This window comes from Pseudomonas syringae pv. cilantro (assembly GCF_001293775.1).
In the GTDB taxonomy this organism is placed as follows: domain Bacteria; phylum Pseudomonadota; class Gammaproteobacteria; order Pseudomonadales; family Pseudomonadaceae; genus Aquipseudomonas; species Aquipseudomonas syringae_P.
On record NZ_LGLN01000092.1, the window covers coordinates 1 to 6,842 of the forward strand.

4 protein-coding genes and 1 pseudogene are annotated in these 6,842 nt (G+C 49.2%); all 5 read right to left on the bottom strand.

The window, feature by feature from the left end; all coding sequences use genetic code 11:
• Positions 1-624: 624 nt before the first annotated feature.
• Positions 625-1,074 (bottom strand): SMI1/KNR4 family protein, encoded by a 450-nt coding sequence (locus tag ABJ99_RS24865; protein ID WP_054088058.1) that lies wholly within the window; start codon positions 1,072-1,074, stop codon positions 625-627.
• A gap of 193 nt (positions 1,075-1,267) precedes the next feature.
• Positions 1,268-1,726, bottom strand: a complete 459-nt coding sequence (locus tag ABJ99_RS24870) for an SMI1/KNR4 family protein (RefSeq protein WP_054088059.1) — start codon at positions 1,724-1,726, stop codon at positions 1,268-1,270.
• Positions 1,727-1,732: 6 nt separating this feature from the next.
• Complete coding sequence (locus ABJ99_RS27845) at positions 1,733-2,941, bottom strand: HNH/ENDO VII family nuclease (RefSeq protein WP_230081085.1); 1,209 nt, start codon at positions 2,939-2,941, stop codon at positions 1,733-1,735.
• Between the two features lie 305 nt (positions 2,942-3,246).
• Positions 3,247-3,678: a hypothetical protein gene (locus ABJ99_RS24880; RefSeq protein ID WP_054088061.1), complete on the bottom strand. Its 432-nt coding sequence runs from the start codon at positions 3,676-3,678 to the stop codon at positions 3,247-3,249.
• Positions 3,678-5,963: pseudogene (locus tag ABJ99_RS29990) on the bottom strand (DUF637 domain-containing protein); the annotation flags it as partial. The gene ABJ99_RS24880 and the pseudogene ABJ99_RS29990, both read right to left, overlap by 1 nt.
• Positions 5,964-6,842 lie beyond the last annotated feature (879 nt).

The following is a 6,842-nucleotide window of genomic DNA, read 5'->3' on the forward strand; positions in this document are numbered from 1 at the left end:
GCGCGAGTCGGCCTGGGCCAGGAACATCGCCCTATCGGGCGCCTTTAAAAAAATTTCGTCAGCCTAAAGTCACGGAAAAAATTAAGAAAAAAACCAAACTATTAAAGAGCAATACCATTCTAATTTTTCCGGAACAAGAGCGCGCTTTACTATCCCAGCTTCAACGTGCCCAGTAATCCAGAGGACAAACCGCTCATGCACCTTCGGAGATGACTCCCTCTATAACTTCCCAGTTTAATTCACTCTTTTTCTTATCCACGCAATATCAATTTTGAAATTCTTCGAAAACAGTCTGACTGCCACTGCTAACCAATCCATCCTGAGGAGCAGACATTCTTAAAAGCGCTTATTACCTGTAGGAACTTCAATTCTGACCACCTTTACAACTGCGTTCTCCCGCTGAGAGTTCAAAGCACTGCCATCAATCGACTGAACAGGACCTGCTGGCTTTATCGCGACCCAGCAACCAACCAGCTTCTTTGCAGCCCCACCACAAACGCAATACAGCATGTACCGGCTGCTGAGTAAAACTCTGAATAAGTATATTATAAGTGAGGGGCCTATATAGATAGGCACAGACGGAGTAATAACCTCATTTATTGTTTTCGCACCACCAGTTAAAACTCATCCAACCGCACGCTTTTCAACCAATGACTTGATATACCTCAACCGCTCCAAGATAAAATCAGAGAAATTTGACGCTAACACATCAATCTCATCTAACTCAGAACTGACCTCTACAATCTGCCAATTATTTTTTGCGTCGAAAGCATATAGAACATCGCTAGAATTCCCACCAAATACATAAATACCCTCATAGCCCTCAATTTCTCGGCCACATATAGTCGAATATTTCTCCGGCCCATCATCGAGATGAAATGCCGCATCTAATTCGCCAAAACCAAACTCACTTAGAAACTCCAAGTAGTCAGCTGGGGCCTGCTGTCGATCCGACTCATCAACATGGCTTAACGTCGCACTCGTATCTGTTATGCGATAGCCGTAATTACCCTCGTAGTTCTTAGCGGAAGTCACAGCTTCGACCAACGACTTTAACTCTTCTTTATTTTTCATAATCATTTACCAAATATTTTTTCCGCCGGCCCTTGAGCCCTGTGAATACCACCCTGATGCTCTACGCCTCTCATCGCGGGTGTAATGTTCCACCATTCTGCCTTACCACCAAATTTATTTCTATAATATGATGGACTTGCAGTAGCTTTTGCACCTAGCCTTTCTCAACCATCTTTAAACGTATAATCATTATTCAACTGAAAGAAATTATTCTTTTTTCTAAGAAGTCGATAAAATTTTTTGCATACAAACTAGAAGTTTTATCAGAAAGATCAAGCCTATAAACAGGATACTCCCCCTCATTAAGACCATCGTCCGTGGCAAAATAAAATGATTCCCCTGCACCCGGCGGTTCACAGATAAATAGCTTCTCCTTCCCACACAACCCATTTCGACCGTTAACAATTGACATATAAACGATATCACCACCCCTTACACTATCAAAATCCATTTCGTAAATACTATAAATCTCCTCCCCAGATATTTCCCCGCCAGAATAACACTTCAGCCACCATTTGTAGCTATCAGGCAATTTCAACCCAAGACGATTTTCAGCTTTAGAAATCCACTCATCAGCAATGCCGTCACCATAATCAGCAAACTCAACGAAATCCGATTCATTAATAAGATTAATTATCTTCGAATAATCCACGTCTAATTACTCCCCGCTCCGAGCTCGCAACTTCCAATAATCTGACTGATAAGAGTTAAACTCTTTAGCCTGCTTTGTCAATGTTTTTGCATTCAAATCCGCAGGAACTGAAACATAATCAGTTGTAGGGTTTCTGTATTCTGCAGAGTCTTTGTAACGAGTATACCTAAAGCTTTGAGCGGCATTGGATGGGACATGAAGAACACTGCTATTCTGGCTATGGAAAACAGAACCAACTTCTGCAAGTGAACCACGAGTACCAGCGAATCCATTAACTTCAGTTTGCGAGAGGTGATGTAACTCAACTGATTTCCCATCATACCCAATTGGTGCTCGACCCGAGGCCATCCTCTCAAGGTTTGAGCCTTGAACAGTTTTACCTCGTACTCTCCAGGTCGATAGGGCCTCTGGGTCAAAGAGGTCGTTACGTTGATAGACAGTCCTATCTAGAACTGTTGTTTTATTCCAAAAAACACCAGCTTTAGGCGTTGTACTTGCAACATCACTACCCGCCGTCGTGCCCGTACCAGCAGAAACCGGCCCTTTTGCACCAACGATTCTCTCACCGCCCCACGGAAACACCACCTCATCCGCAGCCGAAAGACCATTGAAATACTTCGCTGCCAATCCAAACGCGCTCATTTCGAGCACGGACTTACCGGCATTGGCTGCCAGGTCCTTGGTTATGCTCGACTCGCCCGGGAACGTCTCAAGCTGAAAAGCAGCCTGCACCCGACCAGGCTGGTCGGATGTGAAGCCAGCATTGATCTGACTTGCGGAGTCCCACGCGCCTACCAATTGCTGGGTGCCCAACACACCTAACCCAGCTGGTAGAGCACAGGTCAAGACGCCTACACAAACCGGCGACGTAGCCATCATGCCGGCATAACTGCCTACACCACCAACGATGCCTGAGGCGGTGTCTACGCTCGCATCAGCAGCTTGAACAACGTTGCCGTGGGAATTCAGGAAATCATCGCTTCGATCTGTCCAGCTACGACCTCCGAACTCTCCTGTTGCCTGCAGCATTGCAATTTCGGTTTTGTAGCCTTCACCGCGATCCTGACGCTCTTTGAAGTTACCGTACCGTGGATCATCGACCGGAATAGAGGCCGCGCACTGGGACAATGCGCACGCAGCATCATTCAGACGATCTGAAAGCTCTGGATTGAGCGTTCTCAGTTTTTCCAGTGCAGTCGTTTGAGGCTTATGCAACTGAGCGTTATACCGCTCAACATTCCNATTGCTCGCCAGAGATGCCTCGCTAAATCAGATCCTCATTTTTTTCTAGGTGGGGTTTGTGGCGCGGATACAGCATAAGTTATTGATAAAATTTGAATTTTGCGTTAGTCAGTAGCTGGTTTTTTCGAGAACAGTACACTATCACTTATCTTGCCCACAGCCCCTTGCAAGCCATAAACATCTTTAACATAGTTTTGCCGTACAGGTGGAAGATACCCGAAGTCTCCGTCAGCTTTAGATATAGCGCTATCCCAAGAACGAGTTTCTTTTGCACCAACTTAACTGCTTCCTTTGATGTGATTTCGCCACGGCACAAGCAGACCTTCCAGCAGGACTCGGTCAATAACACCATCATCAATGGCACCAACAAAAGTAGTATCTAACTGAAACTCAAAGGACAGACGTTCTTTTTCAGATAGCTTTCTTATTGCACAGATCACCCCCTCTACTTCTTCTAAGTTTTTAGAGTCCTTTTCAATAGAAAGTACGTTTGGTTGCAAGGCCGAAAAAACTTCCAACATCCCACCTACTATTTCCGCTCCACCTTCATCTATCGTGTCAATAAAGGTTGGCGGAGCAATGCTCCATGTTCTTGACGCGGCGACCTCACTCACAAGCTGTTGCACGCTAGATCTGATGGACTGATCCAAATCCTGAGCCACGTAGAAAATTAACTTTTGCTTAGCATATCCTTGCGGTGTGGAATGCATTAATCAACTCCTTTTTTCGGAGGGTATGCCGGGAGAGCAGACCCTGGACCGCCCGGATTATATCTAAACCCTCCAGGCATATGCGCATCCAAATGCCGTGTATCAGGCAGCGGCACAGTAAGTGGCGAACCTTGGACATGGTGCATAGGAATTCTCTCGCCCTTTAAGCCTGCATCTTCAGGAAAAGCATTAATCCATGGTTCGTCGACTTTCGGTGTCCGTCCTTTAGCAATCGCGGCCCGATTTTCAGTACTTAAGATTTGACCATACCCAAGGTCATCCCAATTATCACGCAATGCTCTCCAGTCTGCGGCATTCGTACGAACAACACCTGTCCGAGTCGCACCAGAAGTAACAATAGGCGAGGAAGGCACGACTTCGCCAGTCGCTTTCCCCCCAAAATACCCCTCAGGCAAATCACACGGCCCAGTATTATGAACCCACGTCTTCAGCTCGCCAACGTAGAACGTGTGCCCCACATCCACCGAAAGGTTGTACGTCTTGCCCACCGGCAGGTACAGCTCCAGCGATTCAACCTCAGACGACGTATTCTCCGAGTCGCCATCAGCCAGTGATTGCAGCAGATCTCCGGGTTTCAGGTTGATGACCGGGATGAAGTCGCGTTTCGCCGGAACGTAGAACGGATGGCTTGGTGTGACCAACAGGGTTTCGCCTGCCGCTGTGCCGTCGGCGCGGACACTTTTCAGTTTGAGGCGGTAGATCGGTTGGTCGGAACGCTGGTGAGTGGCCAGGATTTTTGCGGCAAACGGTTTGCCGCCTTTTTCTGGCTTGCTCCACACCACATCGCCGACTTTGAGCGATTCGATAGCCCGGTCGCCGCTCGGGGTCGAGACTTTGGTGCCAGCAGCAAAGCAGCACGGGCCTTTTTCGGCAAGAAGACGTTCGATGTAGAAGTCGTCCGTCGTTTTGGCGACCGCTCCCAACTTGCCCAGCGAAACAACCCGCTCTACCGGTATCAGGTTGAGCCCGAACTCCACATTGCCCTGATTTCGGATCGCCGCAGCCGCTTCGTTATTGCCCTGCATCTGGTAAGCAGTTGCCAGCCCTTCCTTGCTCTGGGCAGGTTCGAGGCTGTTCCATGCGGACGCAAGAGGGTTTTTGGTCAGTGACATCACGCCATTGGCCAGTTGTTCGCTGCTTTGCAGAGGACTGCTCAGCAGCGACCAGGCCGAATTCACTGTGTTGGAAATGGCTGCTTTGGTGCCCTGCCATGTGCCGGAGAACCCGCCGCTGGCCGTATTACCCAAGTCGTAGGGAACAGCGATGTTTCTGTCGTAGAAGCGGGCATAGTCGTACGTCAGGTCACCGGTGTAGGCACCCTGAAAGTTGATCGAGTTGATTGAGGTGTCGGCGTACCTTGCTGGATTAGTGTCCGCAAACTGGTTGAGCAGCGTGGACGTTTCAGCCGGGGTGTATACCCTCTCGGCTTGTGTGGTCGGTACATCGGATGCAGTTGGCGCAGCGTACTGGCCAGCCATAGGGGCCAGTGCTGTGCCCAAGTATTTAAGAGTGGTCTCGTCCGGCACCGTGCCGTTTTCGGTCATCACCCCGTTCAAGTTCTTGTCGGTGTAATAGACCGCGGCTTGCGCCAGACGCTGCTCGGCGTCTTCCTGGCTGATGTGGGTGTCGACAGCAAATTGTGCCGCTTCTTTTTTAATCAGCTCAACGGCGCGTGGGTGCAGTTGCTCGTTATACCGCTCAACATTCCCCGCCACCCATGCCGCGTCGTCCGGGTCGCCGTTGACCAGCGAACCCGCTGCGATACCCACGATCTGCGCCGTCGCCACCCGGAACTGGTCATCCGTTACAAAGCGGCTGTCCAGATACTTGCCGAGGTTTTCGTTGGCAATCCCCGTCAACCCCTCAGCCGCACCGGCAGCAATGGCACCGGTCTTGAAGTCGCCGCCGCGTGCGGCTGCAAATGCGCCGCCCAGCATGGCGTGCAGGAAGATTTTTTCTGCCGAGCCGGGGTCCAGGTCCATGTAGTCGGCAAAGTCGCCCAGGTTTTTGTTGCCCGCAGCGGCGGCCAGATCAAACCCTTGTGACACCAGCGCTGAACCCAGGTTGTCTTTCAGGCTGCCGCCGTTGATGGCGGTGGAGATGCCGCTTTCGATGACCGCGTGCGTGCCGCTGCGCACGACCGCGTCCTGCGCTTTCTGCCAGCTGAGCCACTCTTTGGCGTAGCCGGGGTTTTGCACCGGCCCGGAACCGATGACCTTCGCACCGTTGCCGTTGGCCGGGCTCGCGCCCTGGAACCAGGTGCTGCCGGTGTCGGTCACGGTGCGCATGTCGACGCAGTGACCGACTTGAATCGCAGGTCAGCGTAAACTAGAAAAAAACCTTACCGATTAAGAAAAAAGCTAATTTTTTAAAGAACAGCATCGATCTTAAACGCTTTGCACTGTACAGACGATCATTCTGGACAGCACCACTAATCGATACTGCACAGACTAACTCGCGCCACAGTAACTATAAACATCTGTATTAGGCTAAAGATTTTTCATATGCGGCAATGTGCTTCGCAGGGCCTCACTGCTAGTGCCCCTTCAAAGGACTTGTCTTTGAAATTATAAATCTCGTACCAATGAACCTCACGCATGCAGAACACCAAAGCTTCATATAGATCATCCGCAACAGTTAATTTATCTCAACTAAAACCGCTCGTACTGCCAATCTTTGAACTTCCCACCATTGAGCTTTATCTTATTTTTCTACGTGAAAGGTTAACCTTCCGCGTGTTTTCAGATATTCCCATATCAGTAAGACCTAACCAACCACCCAGTACAAGGTAACGATTTAAAGCTTGCTCACCCTCCATCTCGTATTCGACATCAACACAAATGTTTTTTCATATCATTCATGTGCGCTGATGTACGACTTTAGCACAGAAATGACATGCTCCTTGCGCATCAAAACTTTAAAATCTTCTACGAACTCGCACTCTAAAAATACGTAGTCGTTAACAGCTCCCACGTGATGAGCATTGCCTGCCCCCAAGTAACCTTTTGCATCTGAATCTTTACACGTGGCTATTCACGTCACCAGATAACCAAGCAGCTATTTCTCTAAGGAAGGTCTGAAAAAGCCTCTTCTTCAAAAATCAAAGCCAGTAAATATAGGCGCTCCAGCCCGGTTTCTTTCCA